General features: G+C 57.2%; 19 protein-coding genes. 13 read left to right on the top strand and 6 right to left on the bottom strand.

Annotated elements, in window-relative coordinates:
- Nucleotides 1–32: 32 nt before the first annotated feature.
- Nucleotides 33–1,196 carry an iron-containing alcohol dehydrogenase gene (locus ABCP74_RS04655; protein ID WP_343000946.1) on the top strand — a complete coding sequence of 388 codons (1,164 nt, stop codon included), beginning with the start codon at nucleotides 33–35 and terminating at the stop codon, nucleotides 1,194–1,196.
- Here ABCP74_RS04655 and ABCP74_RS04650 read toward each other — a convergent pair.
- Both ABCP74_RS04650 and ABCP74_RS04645 read right to left on the bottom strand, forming a co-directional pair.
- Nucleotides 1,129–1,785 carry an ATP-binding protein gene (locus ABCP74_RS04650; protein ID WP_343000947.1) on the bottom strand — a complete coding sequence of 219 codons (657 nt, stop codon included), beginning with the start codon at nucleotides 1,783–1,785 and terminating at the stop codon, nucleotides 1,129–1,131. The genes ABCP74_RS04655 and ABCP74_RS04650 overlap by 68 nt on opposite strands.
- Nucleotides 1,786–2,251: 466 nt before the next feature.
- On the bottom strand, nucleotides 2,252–2,701 hold the full coding sequence (locus ABCP74_RS04645) for a hypothetical protein (RefSeq protein WP_343000948.1): 450 nt from the start codon (nucleotides 2,699–2,701) through the stop codon (nucleotides 2,252–2,254).
- A gap of 744 nt (nucleotides 2,702–3,445) precedes the next feature.
- Here ABCP74_RS04645 and ABCP74_RS04640 point away from each other — a divergent pair.
- From ABCP74_RS04640 to ABCP74_RS04605, 8 genes are all read left to right on the top strand, one after another.
- The gene (locus tag ABCP74_RS04640) at nucleotides 3,446–4,078 is read left to right on the top strand and encodes an L-2-amino-thiazoline-4-carboxylic acid hydrolase (RefSeq protein WP_343000949.1); all 633 of its coding nucleotides are present in this window, start codon (nucleotides 3,446–3,448) and stop codon (nucleotides 4,076–4,078) included.
- 91 nt (nucleotides 4,079–4,169) lie between these two features.
- Nucleotides 4,170–4,799, top strand: coding sequence for a class I SAM-dependent methyltransferase (locus ABCP74_RS04635; protein ID WP_343000950.1), 630 nt, complete (start codon nucleotides 4,170–4,172; stop codon nucleotides 4,797–4,799).
- Complete coding sequence (locus tag ABCP74_RS04630; protein ID WP_343000951.1) at nucleotides 4,786–5,391, top strand: class I SAM-dependent methyltransferase; 606 nt, start codon at nucleotides 4,786–4,788, stop codon at nucleotides 5,389–5,391. Before ABCP74_RS04635 ends, ABCP74_RS04630 begins: the two co-directional genes overlap by 14 nt.
- Nucleotides 5,392–5,506: 115 nt before the next feature.
- Entirely contained in the window at nucleotides 5,507–6,337 is an 831-nt protein-coding gene (locus ABCP74_RS04625; protein WP_343000952.1) for a class I SAM-dependent methyltransferase, read from the top strand.
- 132 nt (nucleotides 6,338–6,469) lie between these two features.
- The gene (locus tag ABCP74_RS04620) at nucleotides 6,470–6,877 is read left to right on the top strand and encodes a hypothetical protein (RefSeq protein ID WP_484038984.1); all 408 of its coding nucleotides are present in this window, start codon (nucleotides 6,470–6,472) and stop codon (nucleotides 6,875–6,877) included.
- An 85-nt stretch (nucleotides 6,878–6,962) separates the two neighbouring features.
- Nucleotides 6,963–9,020, top strand: coding sequence for an AAA family ATPase (locus tag ABCP74_RS04615; RefSeq protein ID WP_343000954.1), 2,058 nt, complete (start codon nucleotides 6,963–6,965; stop codon nucleotides 9,018–9,020).
- Nucleotides 9,017–10,072: a 5-methylcytosine-specific restriction endonuclease system specificity protein McrC gene (gene mcrC, locus ABCP74_RS04610; protein WP_343000955.1), complete on the top strand. Its 1,056-nt coding sequence runs from the start codon at nucleotides 9,017–9,019 to the stop codon at nucleotides 10,070–10,072. Before ABCP74_RS04615 ends, mcrC begins: the two co-directional genes overlap by 4 nt.
- Nucleotides 10,065–10,490, top strand: coding sequence for a DUF6508 domain-containing protein (locus tag ABCP74_RS04605; RefSeq protein WP_343000956.1), 426 nt, complete (start codon nucleotides 10,065–10,067; stop codon nucleotides 10,488–10,490). Before mcrC ends, ABCP74_RS04605 begins: the two co-directional genes overlap by 8 nt.
- A 226-nt stretch (nucleotides 10,491–10,716) precedes the next feature.
- Here the strand turns inward: ABCP74_RS04605 and ABCP74_RS04600 are convergent, their stop codons facing one another.
- A complete protein-coding gene (locus tag ABCP74_RS04600; RefSeq protein ID WP_343000957.1) occupies nucleotides 10,717–11,064 on the bottom strand; it encodes a hypothetical protein in 348 nt (115 codons plus the stop codon).
- Nucleotides 11,065–11,229: 165 nt separating this feature from the next.
- Here ABCP74_RS04600 and ABCP74_RS04595 point away from each other — a divergent pair, with 165 nt between their 5' ends.
- Both ABCP74_RS04595 and ABCP74_RS04590 read left to right on the top strand, forming a co-directional pair.
- A complete protein-coding gene (locus ABCP74_RS04595; protein WP_343000958.1) occupies nucleotides 11,230–12,327 on the top strand; it encodes a hypothetical protein in 1,098 nt (365 codons plus the stop codon).
- Nucleotides 12,328–12,458: 131 nt separating this feature from the next.
- Nucleotides 12,459–12,737 carry a hypothetical protein gene (locus ABCP74_RS04590; protein WP_343000959.1) on the top strand — a complete coding sequence of 93 codons (279 nt, stop codon included), beginning with the start codon at nucleotides 12,459–12,461 and terminating at the stop codon, nucleotides 12,735–12,737.
- Between the two features lie 665 nt (nucleotides 12,738–13,402).
- On the opposite strand, the gene guaA is transcribed toward ABCP74_RS04590, so the two are convergent.
- The gene (guaA, locus tag ABCP74_RS04585; RefSeq protein ID WP_343000960.1) at nucleotides 13,403–15,001 is read right to left on the bottom strand and encodes a glutamine-hydrolyzing GMP synthase; all 1,599 of its coding nucleotides are present in this window, start codon (nucleotides 14,999–15,001) and stop codon (nucleotides 13,403–13,405) included.
- A 267-nt stretch (nucleotides 15,002–15,268) separates the two neighbouring features.
- On the opposite strand from guaA, the gene ABCP74_RS04580 reads away from it, so the two are divergent.
- The gene (locus ABCP74_RS04580) at nucleotides 15,269–16,282 is read left to right on the top strand and encodes an asparaginase (protein WP_343000961.1); all 1,014 of its coding nucleotides are present in this window, start codon (nucleotides 15,269–15,271) and stop codon (nucleotides 16,280–16,282) included.
- A 22-nt stretch (nucleotides 16,283–16,304) separates the two neighbouring features.
- On the opposite strand, the gene ABCP74_RS09425 is transcribed toward ABCP74_RS04580, so the two are convergent.
- Nucleotides 16,305–16,523 (bottom strand): helix-turn-helix domain-containing protein, encoded by a 219-nt coding sequence (locus tag ABCP74_RS09425; protein ID WP_349125536.1) that lies wholly within the window; start codon nucleotides 16,521–16,523, stop codon nucleotides 16,305–16,307.
- Between the two features lie 76 nt (nucleotides 16,524–16,599).
- On the opposite strand from ABCP74_RS09425, the gene ABCP74_RS04575 reads away from it, so the two are divergent.
- Nucleotides 16,600–16,989, top strand: coding sequence for a hypothetical protein (locus tag ABCP74_RS04575; protein WP_343000962.1), 390 nt, complete (start codon nucleotides 16,600–16,602; stop codon nucleotides 16,987–16,989).
- A gap of 9 nt (nucleotides 16,990–16,998) precedes the next feature.
- Here the strand turns inward: ABCP74_RS04575 and ABCP74_RS04570 are convergent, their stop codons facing one another.
- Entirely contained in the window at nucleotides 16,999–17,382 is a 384-nt protein-coding gene (locus tag ABCP74_RS04570; RefSeq protein ID WP_089572786.1) for a DUF1648 domain-containing protein, read from the bottom strand.
- Nucleotides 17,383–17,385: the final 3 nt, after the last annotated feature.

The following is a 17,385-nucleotide window of genomic DNA, read 5'->3' as shown; positions in this document are numbered from 1 at the left end:
ACCGCACTGATAACTTACTAGGAGGAATTGCCATGAACTCATTCACGTACGACTACCCGGTCAGGAACTACTTCGGCGAGGGGGCCATGGACCAGGCACTCGACGCCGAGATGGGTGCCATGGGCAAGACAGTGATGCTCGCCTACGGCGGAGGCTCGGTCAAACGAACCGGCGTCTACGGCCACGTGGTCGATAAGCTCACGAGCGCGGGCAAGCGCGTGGTGGACTTCGGCGGCATCATGCCCAATCCGACCTACGAGAAGTGCCAGGAAGGCGCCGCGCTCGCACGCAAGGAACAGGTCGACTTCATTCTCTCCGTCGGCGGCGGGTCGGTCTTCGACTGCTGCAAGGTGGTCTCCGCGCAGGCGATGCTTGACGAGGACATCGAGACGTTCGAGCACGTCGACGGCAAGATGCCGAGCTCGTTCATCCCCATGGGCTGCATCGTGACACTCTCCGGCACGGGCGCCGAGCAGAACAACGGCGCCGTCATCACCAACGAGGAGACACACGTGAAGGGCGCCTATCTGGGGGCGATGCCCATGTGGGCGGCGCTCGACCCGGCGCTCACGCTCACCGTACCGCACGCGCAGTTCATGAGCGGCGCGTTCGACACGCTCTCGCACTGCATGGAGAGCTATTTCGGAAGCCCGCGCGGGCGCAATGTCACCGACGACATCAACCTCGCCATCCAGCGTAACGTCATCCGCAACATGCGGATCATCGCAGACGACGACCAGAACCTCGATGCCAGAAGCGAGCTCGTATACGACTCCGCCATGGCCGAGAACGGCGTGCTCAAGATCGGCAAGTCAACGGACTTCCAGGCGCACATGATCCAGCACCAGTACGGCGCGTACACCCACACCAACCACGGAATGGGCCTCGCGGTCATCCACCCTGCGCTCTACCGCCACCTGGCCCCCGAGGCGCCCGCGCAGTTCGCCCGCTGGGCGCGCGAGGTGTGGGGCGTCGACGCCAAGGGCAAAGACGACCTTACGGTGGCGCTCGAAGGCATCGACCGCCTGCAGACGTTCATCGGCGAGATGGGGCTTCCCACGAGCTTCGCCGAGATGGGCTACGACGCGTCCGACGAGACGCTGCACAAGGTTGCGGGCACCTGCGTGCTCACCGGCGGCTGCGCCAAGAAACTGGAGCGCAGCGAGGTGTTCCAGATTCTGACCGAATGCCTCTAGATCGGCGCTCGGTCCCAATCCGCCCGCGCCGAAGGAAACCGTACGACTCCGAGATGTCATCGTAATCGTAGGACCCGGCGAGCCCGCCGCGCCTGATGAATCCGTCGAAGTCGTCGTCGACGGCCCCCTGCTCGTCGAAGTAGGAGCGGTATTCGCCGAAGCTGAAGGGGAGGATGTGTACCTCCCCGTGGCGCCCTGTGAACAGGGTTGCCAGGTCCAAACTCAGGAGGAACGCGTTCGATCCCGTGAGGTAGATATCCCATCCGCCACGTGCGTGAATGCTGTTAATTGCTTTCTCGAAACCCTCGCACAGCTGCACCTTGTCGATGAAGAGACGGTTGCGGGTGCCCTCTTTGTGCCGCTCGATGATTTCGTGATACAGCGTGTGATACTCAAGCAGCGGCTCGTTGTCGAGGTCCAGCAGATCGATGTAGACGTTGTTGGAGGATGGGTCCCTCCGAGCAACGGAGGCGGAGAACGCCTTCATGAGCTCGGACTTGCTGGAGCGGCGCATCCCCGTGATCACCTTGATGTCCCAGGTGCCCTCGAGCGCCCAAAGCCGCTCCATGTACGATTGCGGTCTACCCAAGCCATCATCAGCTCCTTCTCGGTTTCGAAACCGATAAGGAAATATGCGCAAGGGCGCGTCGGAGGGTAAGCCCCGGCCATGTCATGTCGGCAGAAGCCCTCGACCAGCGGCACGACGAAGTCGAAATAGCCCACGATCTCTCAGGGGCCCTTTTTCGACATCTTGATGGTATATGCGACGCCGTAGAGCATCGGCAACGCGTTCTGCTACGTGCCGCCTTCGGCATTGGGATCGCCCTTGCCCCGCACGGCAACGTAGCTCATAGACGGAACGATCAGGATGCTCGGCTTGTCAGGCGGTTTGCCCGTGATGTTGTAGCGCACCGTAGACGCTGATGGTGACGGCTATGCACGGGCACGGGCGCGCCACTGCACTTCACAGCTTGCTTCTCAAGTATTTGGGACGCACACGCGGCGTTCAAAGATGCTGAGCGACTCCGCATGGCTCGAGACTGAGCCGAGGTGCCCTACTTCTCGCCCTCCAACAGCCCCACGATGCGGTCGATGTCGACGGCAAAACGAGACCTTCCCTCGCGCTCGTAGCGGTCAAGGTACGCCTGGCACTCGGAGACAATGCGCTTGGTGTTGCCGTCGATGATGCGCTGGAGTGTCTCGTAGTAGGTCGAGCCCTCGGTCCTGAAGCGGCGCTGGTAGGCCTTGGTTATGGGAAACATCTTGATGTAGTGGATGCCGTGGCGGCAGCCGGGGCGCGTCGTGGGGCGGGGTGGCAACGCAAAGTACTGGTCTTTGGGCACGTTAGGGGCGATGTTGGAACGCAGCGGCACGGCGAAGTCCCTGCGCTTCCCGCGGAAACGCAGCCTCACCACCACGATGCAGGGGCGATTGTGCTTAAGCATGAGCTCGCGGTCGCCCTCGACGAGGTCGAAGAAGTCCTGGGAGATGGATACGATCTTCATCGGTTACGCCCCCTTCATACGAAGCGGGGCCCGCATCGCTGCAGGCCCCTACAGGTGGACGATATTCTACGCCTTGCGGCACCCCGTCGCCCACGGAGGTTAAACGTACACGTAAGCCGTACTCTGAAAGCCGCGGCTTCCGGCAAGTAGTTTATACCACGAAAGGTCGCTTTCAATGCGCATAGCTCGCAAAATAACACTCGCCGGGCCGTCACCCCTGGCCGTTACCCTCCAATCTTCATTGGAGTCAGCAGGTCAATTCATGTAGTCATGGGGGTTTATCCTAAAGGGAATCAAATTTATACCCCCATAACTAAAGAAATCCCTATTCCCACTCAATGACTAGAGCCCTGGTGTAATTGGCTGGACCACCGTTCCGGGAACCGGAATCGACCTACCTGTCCGCCAAGCCCCTTCTTCAGCTCCAGCCTAGCATCTGGCTCGCGCCGCTATAGGCGAAAGCCGGAGAGATGCGTCTTTGCCAAGAAAATAAGGCTAGCCTTATCTTGCTGCACGATTCGCGTGTTATAGTTAGATGGCTCTAACTGTTTGGGGGCGATAGCCATGCGCGGACGCAAGGGCTTCTGGGACAGGAATGCCGGTCGGTACGACCGTTTCATGCGAAACGACCGGGCGGCGTACGAGAAGATGTATGGGCTGATCCGGCCGGTGGTGAAAGCAAATGGCGTGCATTGACATCGACCGCCGCCTGACCCGCGTACTATGCGATTGGAGGGACAAACAGTGATCTACTTCGGAATGCCTTTCGCCATGTGGGCACTGCTTGCGCCGTCCTTCCGAAAACAGCTGACAGCGGTGTTCGGCTACGATACGGAAAGAGCAAAAGCTATCACGCGAAAGGCGAAGTCTGAATACAGAAGGATCATCGCCGGTTTGCCGGAGTTCGAGAAGGGCGACCGATTCAAGATGAACCTTGTCAACAGCGCCATGGTCGGCGCGTTCGTTCTCTCCATGCCGGAGCGCCCAGATGTGGAACGGCTGACAATCTACTACGCCGACGCCATGATGACAAAGCCCGTGAAGTGGTTCTGCCGAATGAGCGGAAAGAGCAAATTCACCGAAAAGGATATTGCGGGCATGAAAGCCACCGCCGCGCTAAGGGCGGCTGACCGGAATCCCTATTCGTGGAACATGGATTTCTACGAATACCCCGACGGCAGCGGTTACGAGGGACGATTCACGAAATGCGGCATCTGCGTGCTGATGAAAGATCTGGAGCTATACGATCTAACCCCTGCGCTGTGCCGTCTGGATTACACCATGAGCGAGGCAGGCGGCGTGACCGACTTTGTGCGGCAGTACACGCTCGCCTCCGGAGGCCCGTACTGCGACTGTGGATATAAGAGAAAACTCTAAGCAGGAGGCAACGCAATTCGGCGATCAGGAACTACGAGCTCAGCAACAGGACGCCTGGGGAGATGACTCTAACTGTTTGGGGGCGATAGCCATGCGCGGACGCAAGGGCTTCTGGGACAGGAATGCCGGTCGGTACGACCGTTTCATGCGAAACGACCGGGCGGCGTATGAGAAGATGTATGGGCTGATCCGGCCGGTGGTGAAAGCAAAAACCGTGCTGGAGGTTGCCACCGGCACGGGGCTTATCGCAAAGAGCGTCGTGAATGCGGCGGCGCACATCGAGGCTACGGACGCCTCTGCAAAGATGATCCTTGAGGCAAAGCGGGGCAATCAATCCGCAAAGCTGCATTTTTCCGTACAAGATATGTTCCGCCTGCCCTATGCACAGAAGTCCTTCGAAGTGGTGATCGCGTCCAACGCGCTTCACATAGTGCCGCATCCGGAAAAAGCCCTGCAAGAAATCAGGCGGGTGCTGAAGGACGACGGCGTGCTCATCGCGCCAACCTTCACCCACGCGGGAAACTCGGTTTCCGGCAAGGTAAAAGCCTTTTTCATGAGTATGGCGGGATTCCCCCTCCACAGCAGGTGGACAAGCGAGGAATACCTGTGTTTCCTGCGTCAAAACGGCTGGGCGGTGCAGAAAAGCGCGGTGCTGAAGGCTTCGTTCCCGTTGACCTATGCGGAATGCACGAAATCGGAGGGACCAGATGTCGTTCTTTGAAAACACCCGCAAGCCCGTGGGCCTCGGCGGAAAACTTATGGTTGCCATGATGAATCTGGGCCACAGCCCTGTGGCCCAGTGGGGACTTCAATTTCTACGACTTGCGCCAAATGCCAAGGTGCTGGATTGCGGCTGCGGCGGCGGGGCAAACATAAAACGGCTGCTGAAAAAATGCCCGCATGGCGTCGTCAAGGGCATCGACTATTCGCCCGTCAGCGTGGAGAAGGCTAGAAAGCTCAACCGAACCGCAATTCAGGAGGGGCGTTGCGCCGTTCTGCAAGGCAGTGTGGCGGATATGGCGTTTGAGAATAGCTACTTCGATGCTGCCACGGCCTTTGAGACCGTCTATTTTTGGCCTGATTTGCCCCGATGCTTCCGTGAGGTCTGGCGGACGCTGAAGCCAGGCGGGACAATTCTTATCTGCAACGAGAGCAATGGCGATACGGACAAGGACGAGAGGTGGACGCAGATCATCGGCGGCATGACCATCTACAAGGACATCGAATTAAAGGCATGTCTGGAGCAGGCGGGTTTTCACGAGGTGCAGATACACAAAAAGAAAAAGTGGCTCTGCGTCACGGCGCGGAAGTAAGGGCATCAAGCACGGGTATTTTTGCATCCATCCTGCACATGGCGATAGGCATGACGGTCATAGCGGCTGTGCTGGCGGCAATTGTGACAATTTTTATTCACTGAGGAAGAAACCTATGAAATGTAAAATTGAGAAAAACACCGTTCAGGAGACGCTGATCCTCCCGCTGTATTCCCGGAAGCTGTGTACGGAGCTGTACCCGAACCTTTATAGGGATGAAACAGCGGTTCGTCTGCTCGACCAAATCGACTACGACTTTTCAGAGGCAGAGAAAAACTCCCGCAGCCTGATGCAGCGCTTTGGTGCGCTGGAGGTGGCCACACGGCAGAGTGATCTTGCTTTCGAGGTGCGGGATTACCTGAAAGGCCACCCCAATGCGGCGGTGGTCAATCTGGGCTGCGGGCTGGACAACACCGGCAGAACCTGCGACAACGGTAGATGCAAGATCTACAATCTGGACTTCCCGGATGTGATTGCCTTGCGGCAGCAGCTACTGCCCGCCGGGGATCGAGAACATAATATCCCCTGCGACCTGAAAGACACCGCATGGTTTAGCAAAATCGATGCCTCCGGCGGGGCGGTGTTCTTTGCCTCCGGGGTGTTCTATTACTTTCTGACCCAGCAGGTCCGGGAACTGGTACGGGGGATGGCAGACGCTTTCCCCGGCGGTGTGCTGGTCTTTGATGCTGCCAATCGGACGGCAGTAAAGATGATCGCAAAAACATGGCTTAAGACTGCAAAAATCAAGGATGTGGGGGCATATTTTGCGGTTTCGGATGCCGCCAAGGAAATCGGCACGTGGGACAGCCGTCTGCAGGTCACAAGTCGCGGCTATATGCTGGGCTACAACGATTTGAGGGACCCTTCTGTCAGCGGCTTTTTCCGGTTTCTCGCAAGGGTCGGTGACAACGGGATGAAAATGCAAATCGTGAAAATAAGATTCTAAGAGACAAAAATGAAGCGCGCTCACTTTGACGTTGAAGAAGACGGCTTTTACGGCGCATATTGGGCGTGCAAGGACACACATACAGCAGCGGGCACGGATTCGATTGAAACCGTGCCCGCCATCTGATGCTATATTATTTTATCGAACGTCTGTTCTGTTATCGCCTATTACAACAGCATTGCGTTCGCATTCACGGAGCTTTACGGCAGAAGCTGTGGGGGCGGTGTGCTTGAGATTCTGCCCAAGAAAGTTGGCATTATCCATGTTCTCAATACCGGTCTATTGAACATTAATCCCGAGCTAAAAAGAAACGTTATCAGCATAATTGACGGAGTAGTAAGAAATGGGCGCAATATCGACGAAGCGTTGGATTACATTGATGCAAAGATACTCGTTGGTGTACTTAGATTCGATAAAGATACCTGTCGCGCATGTAGACGCATATGGAAAGACATTGAAAGCAAGGCGCCTTGGCAGAGGCACAAGATAGGCAGTGACTATAATGACCAGCACAAAATTTACTTGGATCAGCTTTTATGAAGAGTTATCTGACAAGCTGCTGACCTATCGAGACAGGCGCGACGATCTGATAAACAAGCTAGCAACTGTCTATGAATCGATCGGGATGAGTCTCCCTAAGCTTGAGGCAGATGAGCTCCAAGACATCGATCCGTTCACCGTCTTCGGCCTCTTCAACAAGGGCATCACAGACGCAAACCGGCAAAAGATCATCGCCGGCATCGCCGAGGTGTTCGACATTGGGGCAGATCAGCCCACGGACTTCGAGGGCATCCCCGTGCTCAACAACCTCAACGCGACCTTCTATGCCTTCGCCAACGACGAACGTCGCGGCGATCACGACATCGATAACCTCTGGCACGTGTTCGAGGCCGAACTTGCACTGGCCGCCGACGACAACGAGGAAACCCGGAAGGCCTTCGTCGAGGCATTCGATACCACCGTCATCCAGTTCACACTTGGCTGGAAGCTCACCATGGGCCTCTACTGGGCGAGGCCCTACAACTTCATCAGCCTGGATTCGCGCAACCGCTGGTTCATGGCCGACGTCGCAAAGGCTGGCACCGCCATCGCCGGCATAGTGCCGAAGGAGAAGGACTCGCCAGTTCATGACGGAGATCGCTACCTCGCCATTTGCGACACCATCAAGTCGGAGCTCGGAAGCGAAGAGTGCTCGTATGCAGACTTCCCCTCGCTGACGGCTGCCGCCTTCGTGGAGTCTGAGCGCGTCAACCGCGAGAGGAAGGTCGCCGAGAAGGCTGCAGCCGAGAAGGCGGAAGAAAATTCCCTTGGAGACGAGGGGGTCAAGACCACACATTACTGGACCTACTCCCCGGGAGACGGTGCCGCGAGGTGGGATGACTTCTACGCACGTGGCGTAATGGGTGTCGGCTGGAGCAAGCTCGGCGACGTCGAGAAATACGCCAGCAAGGAAGACATCCGCAAGAACCTGCGCACCCTGTACAGTAGCAAGTACTCGCAGAAGAACTCCGCGCTCGCGCTCTGGCAGTTCTCGCGCGAAATCAAGCCGGGCGACGTTATCTTTGCTAAGCGGGGCCGCAGCGTAATTATTGGTCGCGGCATCGTTGAGGGGGATTACCAATTCGACGAAAATGGCGACTCCTATCCGAACATCCGCAGGGTACGCTGGACGAACAGAGGAGAGTGGCACACGGAAGACTTCCTCGCCGTGAAGACCCTGACGGACATCACCGCCTATCCCGACCTCGTTGAGAAGCTCAACTCGTTCTTCGAGGACGAGGGCGGCGAAGTCGAGGAAGACACGGAGGAGGTTGAATACCCAGCGTACACGTCCGAGGACTTCCTCTCGGAGGTCTACATGGACGGCGAGCACTACAGGACCCTCGTCAACGTCCTGCGCGCGAAGAAGAACATCATCCTGCAGGGTGCCCCAGGCGTAGGCAAGACCTTCGCCGCAAAGCGCCTGGCCTACTCCATGATGGGCGTGAAGGACGCCGAGCGTGTGATGATGGTGCAGTTCCACCAGAGCTACAGCTACGAGGACTTCATAGAGGGGTTCCGCCCGAACGCGCAGGGCTTCGACCTCGAGAAGGGCGCGTTCTACAACTTCTGCAAGAATGCGAAGGACGATTCTGACAACGACTACTTCTTCATCATCGACGAAATCAACCGTGGCAACCTCTCGAAGATCTTCGGCGAGCTGTTTATGCTCATCGAGAACGACAAGCGCGGGCCCAGGAACACGCTGCAGCTCCTCTACTCGCACGAGCTGTTCTACGTTCCGAGCAACGTATACCTCATTGGCATGATGAATACAGCGGACCGCTCGCTCGCCATGCTCGACTACGCCCTGCGCCGCCGCTTCGCGTTCTTCGACCTCCGTCCCGCCTTCGACACGGAGAGCTTCATCGCCTATCAGGAGGGACTTGCCAGCGAGAAGTTCGATAGGCTCATCTCCTGCGTCGTGAAGCTGAACGAGGCGATCGCGTCCGACGAGTCGCTGGGAGACGGCTTCTGCATCGGCCATAGCTACTTCTGCCGCATGTCTCCGGACGACGTAACGGACGATAAACTCTCGGCAATCGTCAACTATGAGCTCGTGCCGATGTTGCGCGAGTACTGGTTCGACGAGCCCACCAAGGTCGACGAGTGGGCCGGCAAGCTGCGCAGGTCAATCCAGTGATCCGGACACAGAACATCTACCACATGCTCGCCTATGCGTTCCAGACGCTGCAGGGGCAGGGCTACCGCGACATCGCAGCCGAGGAGTTCGACAACACCGCCGACCTCCTCGCCGAGATACTGTCACGGGGCGTGAGCCTGCAGCTCAAGCGCGGCCTTGGCCGGGAGTACGTCGACCGCGAGGATATGCTCTCCTCACCGAGGGGCAAGATCGAACTTTCCGAGTCCTTGAAGACGCGCTCAATTCTGCGCAGGCAGCTGGTTTGCAGCTACGACGAGTTCAGCACGGACACGTGCATGAACCGCATCCTCAAGGCGACGATCATGCTCTTGATTCGCTCGGACATCGACAAGGCGCGCAAGAAGGCACTTAGACGGCTGCTTCCGTACTTCGTGGACGTGGAAGACGTGAACCTTTCGGGCGAAGACTGGCACATGCGCTTCGACCGGAACAACCAGACTTATCGCATGCTCATGAACGTGTGCTGGCTGGTCGTGAAGGGCCTTCTCCAGACGCGGGAGAGCGGGAGTCTCCGCATGATGGACTTCCTCGACGAGCAGCGAATGAGCCACCTGTACGAGAAGTTCATCCTCGAGTACTACAGACGTGAGCACCCAGAGCTTTCCGCGGGGGCGCCGTACATCAGCTGGGCGCTCGACGACAGCTTCGATGACATGCTCCCCGCCATGCACACCGACATAACGCTCACACGAGGCAGGACCGTCCTCATCATCGACGCGAAGTACTACAGTCACACGACGCAACAGCAGTTCGACAAGCAAAGTGTCCACTCCGGCAACCTGTACCAGATCTTCACCTACGTGAAGAACAAGGAAGCGGAGCTCGCCAGCACTCACGAGCAGCATAGCGTGTCGGGCATGCTGCTCTACGCCAAGACCGACGAAGACGTGCAGCCTGATGGTGTGTATCAGATGAGCGGTAACCAGATAAGCGTGAGGACATTGGACCTGAACCAGCCCTTCGAGACAATACGTTCGCAGCTCGACGGTATTGCTGAAGCTCATTTCTCAAAAGAAGCGGCTTATGTTTGAGAGCCTGACAAAACATCTGCCTGCGATTGAGAATGCCGAGGGATTTGGCAACTGGGTTGTAGACCGAGCGAGCAAGGGCACCATGAACGACCCAATCAAGCTGCCCTACGTGAATTACGGAACGACGGTTGCTGACGTCGAACAATCAATCTACGACTTCGTCGACGAGCATCCCGAGTACGAGCTCACGCATTACCGCGACATACTTGAACGCAACGGACTCGAGTGGGGCAGCCAAGCAATGTCTGGGGCAGATGTATCGGAACTCGACGGCCAGGCGGTGATGGCGCTTCTGCTCGGAGCCGTGAGAGCAGAACGCTTCTGCGATGGGGCACTGCTCGGCTTCTTTGGGGACGGGAACATGAGACGCTGGCTTTTGCGTCTGCGCGAGATTGATGACAAAGGCAGCGATGAGTAACAACTTGATCCTCACCATTGAGATACACAGCGATGAAGACGGACGATAGAGTTGCGACCATCTTTCCCAATGAGGGACTTGTCGTCGGATATGGCACGGTGTGGGCCAGCAGCAAGACGGAACACGCGCGCTTCCGCATAGATGCTGCAAGCACGTTGGAATGCAACATCTCGGCATGAAAACATGTATGAGGGACAATGGATTAATCACCCCTCATACATGCCGGCTAAGCGGCGCGAAGCGTAAAAAACAGACCGCCAAAGAACAGCACGGCACAGGTGCTCACAACCAACTCGAAGTTCGACTTATGCAGCTTCGTCGTGGTATCGGACATTGCCTGTCGAATCTTCTCAGACTCCTGCATGACCTTATCGAACTGTTCGTCGGTCAGATTGCCGCTCTGGAGCAGGGCCTGCGTCTCGTCGGTCTGCATGCTCAGGACTTCCATCTGACGCATGGCAACAGAGTGATTGGTGTCCATGGCCTTATCCATGCTCTGCTTGGCGAAGTCGGCGAGATCCTTGCGATCCATGTCATTGTCCTCGTAATGCGGTACCAGCGTGTTAGTCGCCATTGTTAGTTCTCCGTTCTCGGGCTCACATGGAGCCCGTTAGTGTTTTGCATTGATTACACGGCTTGATGTCCGTACCTCGTGGCCGCATAATGCATGGTAGTACGAAGTGTTGCGTTCTGCGAACAGCCATTATGACACCAAAATGTCCGTACTAAAGGAGTCAAGATGAACAATGCTGAAGCTGATGCTTTTGGAGAGAAAATTGACCCCGAGTGGTTTAAGTGGGTGATACACCGGCTTGACTCGAGCATACGTAAGCTTGGAGCTGATGCCGACATTGACAGAACAGAGAAAACCATACTTCGTGCGGTGAAGTCGGGAACAATACGTCCCGAATTGCTGGATCAGATTGCAAAGAAGCTCGACGTCTATCCAGACTATCTTGCAGGTCGCTACGCATGGACGCTCAATCTCGACATTATGAAAGAAGAGGGAGTCCTTGACTACTGGCGCGAACACTATCTGAATCCAAAGCAATTCCCATACAAACTTGCGGAGCAGTTACGGCTAGGCTCCTATCGGCAGCTTATTGATACGCTGCTCATCCATGGCATTTCTGAAGCTGAGTACAAGGGTCTAAACTGGGATAAGAGGCACGAGCTCGAAAGAGAACTAGATCGACAAACAACCCGAATTCTCAACCACTGGTTTCCTGACCATGCGAGGCCTGTGGAGGATCTCGAATACTTCCAAACTATGGAATGGCAGGATGAACGTGATGTGATTGAAGCCATGCTTGACTACTTAGAGGACCGAGGGCTCGTGACTGTTTATGACCAAGAACCTGATGATGACTCAGAGGATCCATTCTTTGAGGAGTACAAGCACCTGCCTGTAGTTAGCATGCCTACGATGTCCCGCATCGTCATCAAGGGCGAATCGGGCTTTTGTAGCGTTGATGAAGCATTCACCGACATGGTTGTCATCACACCCGATTGGATCAGCTACAAATACAAGCCTCGTAAGATATCAGAGCATAACTTGCCGATGAGCTGGGCATACCAGCCAAGCGGCCTTGGCTATCGTGCGCTGTTCGATGAAGTTGCCGAGAAGGTCGCCGGTATCCTAGAGCTAGATGACGAGGAGTTTGTTACCGACATAGGTTCAACGACGTTTGCCGTCGCATATCCCAATGGAACAAAGAAGCATAGGGTCTTTTGCCTGCCAGGCGACGACTTTGCTGAGTGCCTTGCACTGGTGAAGAAGATGGTTCCGAGCGAAGAGGCGATTCCACGCGTCCTTATAACCTCAGAAAATGAGTAGAAAGCAGCTCGACATCATGCATAGAAGAACGTGAGGTCAAGCGACAACTCCGAGCATAATCTGCGTACTTGTGACACGGTCGGACACTGTCTCCCGAGGACGAAAAGTCGATCTCGGGAGGCAGCTCTTTTATGGAGTCAATCATCGTGGCGTGCATTACTGGTGTCGTAACGCTGATTGGGGTGATCCTTTCCAACTCTAAGAGCAGAGCCGTCATGGAGGTCAAGCTCGACGCCCTCACGAAGAAGGTCGAGAAGCACAACCAGGTCCTGGAGCGCACCTACGTGCTCGAGCAGGACATGACTGTCGCGAAGCACGACATCGAGTCCTTGAGGGAAAGGTGGGCTGACTTGAACGAGTTTCTGGCAAGCAACGAGTGGTACTGGCGACTGGCGCGCACGATCGTGTAGGGAGTCCTTGGCGTGGTCATCGCCAACATTGACCTGATCATGGACTGGTGCGTGCTGGACCCGAGCGTGAGGGGCCTGGTCGTGGCGATTGGAAGACCTCTTTCTGACATTTCCCCAGGCAAATTGATATTTCCTTACGAACAGCCTCCGGTTCTCCGAGGGCTGTTCCATTATTCCCGTACGAAATCGACGTCCCGGAAGAACCGTTAGGGGGAATAATTGCGTGCTCAAATACGGCAAGATACACGGCGTCATTCGGCGGCATTCGGGGTTACCGAAACTGCGTAAACCGATTTTCGCGTTTCTTTATTCCCGTTTGTTGACCTAGGCGAATGCAATCAAGGAGGGCTTGAATTGACCCCGCAGTTTCAACTTAGTTTCGCCCGCTCGAAATCGCCCCTCGGGGAACCCGAATTGTGAATTATTCCCGCAGGGCCCAATTATTCCCGTACCGCCGAATACTCCGCCATACCGCTCAGTAGGGGTATACGGGAATAATTAGGTCGTTTCCCCAGGTAGACATGCAAAAAGAAAGCCTCCGAACCAGAGGGTCCGGAGGCTGTTATTCCCGTTATTTCGCTAGTGGCTTTGCTCTATAGCGACGCCGAAACAGCATCAGGCGGTACTCGACGGTATCAAAACGCGAGTTCAGAAGCCAGTTTCCGTTATTCCCACTCGATGGTCGCGGGCGGCTTGGACGTGATGTCGTAGCAGACGCGGTTGGCGCCAGGAACCTCGGCAACGATACGGCCGGAGATGCGGGCCAGCACGTCGTAGGGCAGCTTGGCCCAGTCGGCGGTCATGGCATCGCTGGACTCGACGGCACGCAAGATGATCGGGCGCTGGTAGGTGCGCTCGTCGCCCATGACGCCGACGGACTTAATGTCGGGCAGGACCGCGAAATACTGCCAGCAGCTGTGCTCGGAGTTGCGCTCGCCGGTCTGCTCAAACAGACGCTGGTTGTAGGCATCGAGCTCCTCGCGCACGATAGCGTCGGCGTTCTTGAGGATCTCGAGCTTCTCCTTGTCGACCGCGCCGATGATGCGGATGGCCAGACCCGGGCCCGGGAAGGGCTGACGGAACACGATGTGAGCCGGCAGGCCCAGTGCCAGACCAAGCGCGCGGACCTCGTCCTTAAAGAAGTGGTCGAGCGGCTCAATGAGGTCGAAGTGCACGCCCTCGGGGAACGGGATCAGGTTGTGATGGCTCTTGATGGTGGCCGTCTTGCCGCCCGTCTTGCGAGCGCCAGACTCGATGATGTCGGGGTAGATGGTGCCCTGAGCCAGGTACTTGACCGGCTTGCCGTCGGTCTCGAGCTGCTGCGCCACGGCGAAGAACTCTTTCCAGAACTGCGTACCGATGATGCGGCGCTTCTCCTCGGGCTCGGTCACACCGGCCAGAAGCTCGGCATAGCGGTCCTCGGCGTGGACGTGAATAAAGTCGACGTCAAACTGCTTGGTGAAGACCTCCTCCACCTGCTCGGGCTCGCCCTTGCGCAGCAGGCCGTGGTTGATGAACACGCAGGTCATCTGCTTACCTACGGCGCGGGCGCCCAGCGCAGCCACGACGGAGGAGTCGACGCCGCCGGACAGGGCCAGAATCACGCGGTCGTTGCCGACCTTCTCGCGGAACTCGGCCGTCATGGTCTCGACCAGGTTGTCCATGCTCCAGTTGGGCTCCAGGCCGCAGATCTCAAACAGGAAGTTGCTCAGCAGCTGCTGACCGTACTCGGAGTGCTTGACCTCGGGGTGGAACTGCGTGGTGAAGATCTTGCGCTCGACGCACTCCATCGCAGCGACCGGGCACACGTCGGTGCTGGCGGTAACGGTAAAGCCCTCGGGCACCTCGGAAACGGCATCGCGGTGGCTCATCCACACGGTCTGTTCCATGGGCGTGGAGTTAAAGAGTTTGGCGTCTGCCGTGCGCGTGATGGTGGCGCGGCCGTACTCGCCCACCTCGGAGTGGCCGACCTTGCCGCCGAGCGTCACGGCCGTGATCTGATGGCCGTAGCAAAAGCCCAGGACGGGAAGGCCCAGGTCAAAGATGGCGGGATCGATGGACGGAGCGTCCTCGGCATACACGGAAGCCGGGCCGCCGGAAAGGATGAGCGCAGAGGCGTTCATCTCGCGAATCTCGTCGGCCGAGATGTCGCAGGGGACAATCTCGGAATACACGTTGAGGTCGCGGACGCGACGGGCAATGAGCTGACCGTACTGCGCACCAAAGTCGAGTACGAGGACCTTTGCGGAAGCCTTTTGATCCATGGTTCCCCCTCTTGTTGGCGGGGAGCCGGTGCCCACCCGCGCGAATAAACGAGAATAACTTTCATAGTGTACACGTTATATGGGGTTTCTCGTCCCTCGCAGCCATCAGCGCACGGCAAACGCACGACCTGGGCCCCTATTTGACGGCAATTGAAGTATTACCAAACGTTACAGATGATGTAATACGTTTGAACATTCACCGCCCTGTGCCACAATACTGCCGAACGACTCCGCCCTTGCGGCGGCAAATACGATAGGAATACCAGCATGAAGCGCATCCTTCTCATCGCCACGGGCGGCACCATCGCATCGACCGAGGACGGCAACGGCCTCTCCCCCGCCCTGACCGGTGAGGAGCTCGCCCAGAGTGTCCCCGAGATCTCGGGCCTCTGCGAGCTCGACGTCGTGCAGCCCATGAACATCGACAGCACCAACATGCGACCCAGCGACTGGATGCGCATCCGCGACGTCATCGTCGAAGGTTATGCCGACCACGACGGCTTCGTGGTTCTGCACGGCACCGACACCATGAGCTACACGGCCGCGGCGCTCTCCTACTTGATTCAGGACAGCCCCAAGCCCATCGTGCTCACCGGTTCGCAAAAGCCCATGGGCAACCCCTTTACCGATGCCAAGCTCAATCTGTACCAAAGCCTGCTCTATGCGCTCGATGAGCATTCGCACGACGTCTCGATCGTGTTTGGCGGCGTGGCCATTGCCGGCACGCGCGCCCGTAAGCAGCGCACCATGAGTTTTAATGCGTTCATTAGCGTCAACTATCCGCCCATTGCCTACATCCGCAACGACCGCATCGTGCGCAACGGGCTCCACGGCACTCGTCAGGGCGAAAACCCGGTACGTTTCTACGACAGCATCGATCCGCGCGTATTTGTACTCAAGCTTACGCCCGGCGTAAACCCGGGCATCCTCGACGCCCTTGCCGATAGCTACGATGCCGTAATCCTGGAGACCTTTGGCATTGGCGGTATTCCCGAGTTTGGCGAGTCCGGCGAGTCATTCCAGGAGGCGATTTTCCGCTGGGTCGATTCGGGTCGCACCGTCGTTATGACCACGCAGGTTCCCGAAGAGGGCCTCGATCTGGGCGTTTATGAGGTCGGCCGTGCTTACGCCGATCATCCGGGCATTCTGCGCGGCGATGACATGACCACCGAGACGCTCGTGGCCAAGACCATGTGGGCACTCGGCCAGTCACGCGATGCAGCCGAGATTCAGCGCCTGTTCTACAGCCAAGTCAACCACGACCGCATCCCGATGGCGTAATTCAGTTGTCGACGGATATCCCCTATTCGATGCCCTCGAGAAGCTCTGACACCGTCATGCCGAGTGCGGGCGCGATCTTAAATAGAACCTTGAGCGTGAAATTTGCCGTCCCACCTTCGATTCGGTCGAGGTAGGGTCGGCTGATTCCTGTTGCCACACAAAAATCAACCTTGGAGATACCAAGGTCCCTGCGTGTCTCTTCGACCCGCCTGCCAAGAATCTGTTTCGCACGTTCGTCCATGCAGCCGAGTTTGAAATGGAGCCGAACATAAACGTAAACTATAGTTTACGTTTTGCCGAATACACAGGAGTTTTCTATGTCGGGTTCTTCGGTCCGCATGTACCGAGCCACGCCTCGCACAAACAGCGCACCGCCCAAGCTCGTCGTCGTTGAAGCAGAATGCCTTTCGCCCGATGAGCGCACAGCATTTGCATTGCTATCAAGTCGCGTCGCCGCCGTTCTGGTCCCTTGCCCGGCGCAAGGTGAACTTGCCATCCGATGCCAGACGCACGGCTGCTCGCTCAATCAGGCTGCCGTGATCGCAACCAGCCAACGCGGCCTGCCGCTCCTTTTAGAAGCCGGTATCGCACTCGCCCTTCGCGGCGCCGGATACGAAAACGAGGCCGCCGCCGACATGGTCTTTAAACCACGATCGAGCGGCGGCCTCGCAGCAGCCATCGAATATGCTTGCAGGCTCGTTGCCTAAAAGGACAAGCTAGAAACCAAAACCAAAGCCTGTTCCGGTAATCGCCGAGTACATAAAGTAAACGTTGATCACGTTGAGGAACACGCCCGTGATGCAGCCGTTGCGCAGGTAGCGCTCGCACACGATGCGCGCCATGGCGGCGGAGTCATCATTGTTTTTAGCCTGGCGTCCCGCCGTAAAGTACGTCGCCACGCTCAGCAGCAGGTTGAGCACCGGCAGCGCCAGCAACTCGTAGCTCTTGCCCCAGCGCGTCACTTCGCCGGCGGCATTAAACTTCGTTGCCACCTCGGGACCAATGTTGGGGATAACACACGCTGCGACCACCAGCGGAATCACCGCAAGCACCAGCAGTGCGATACCCATGTAGCCAGCTTTTTTGCCATATTTAAACATATG

This window comes from Collinsella aerofaciens, assembly GCF_039062315.1.
GTDB classification, from domain to species: domain Bacteria; phylum Actinomycetota; class Coriobacteriia; order Coriobacteriales; family Coriobacteriaceae; genus Collinsella; species Collinsella aerofaciens_BG.
Note: the sequence above shows the minus strand (reverse complement) of the source record. Positions and strands in the feature narration are given on the sequence as shown.